This window comes from Bradyrhizobium algeriense (assembly GCF_003062295.1).
In the GTDB taxonomy this organism is placed as follows: Bacteria; Pseudomonadota; Alphaproteobacteria; order Rhizobiales; family Xanthobacteraceae; genus Bradyrhizobium; species Bradyrhizobium algeriense.
In genome coordinates, this window is sequence record NZ_PYCN01000275.1 from 1 (window position 1) to 437 (window position 437).

1 protein-coding gene is annotated in these 437 nt (G+C 65.0%); it reads right to left on the minus strand.

Annotated features, from left to right (window positions below):
* A partial coding sequence (locus C7G61_RS43485; RefSeq protein WP_145963875.1) for a transposase occupies nt 1-437 on the minus strand: 437 nt, incomplete at both ends.

The window sequence follows — 437 nt, forward strand, 5'->3', positions numbered from 1 at the left end:
CGATGTGCATAGCGCTCGAACCAGGCCGGCTGAGCGATCCCGCGAACCCAGTCCGGAACAACGGCGGCCAGATCATCGAGAGTGGCGCGCAGCGTCTCAGCGACGAGTTCCAGAAGATGCAAGTCATGCACGGCCCCCAACACATGCGTGCTGTCGGTGCGTTGCTTGCCGCGCGCTTTGATCAGACCGCGGGCCTTGAACCGCTCGAGCATGGTGTCCAATAGCAGATGCTCGGCCTGGCCGGCGACAAGGCGGGCCCGGAACTCGGTGAGCACGCTGAAGTGGAACCCGGGATCAGTCAGCTCGAGCCCCAGAGCGTACTTCCAGTCGATCCGCGCACGGACTGAGTCGGCGGCCTGCCGATCGCTGAGGTGCTCGAGGAACTGGAAGATCGTGATTAAAGCCAGCCGCCACGGCGCAAGGGCGGGTTGCCCCCG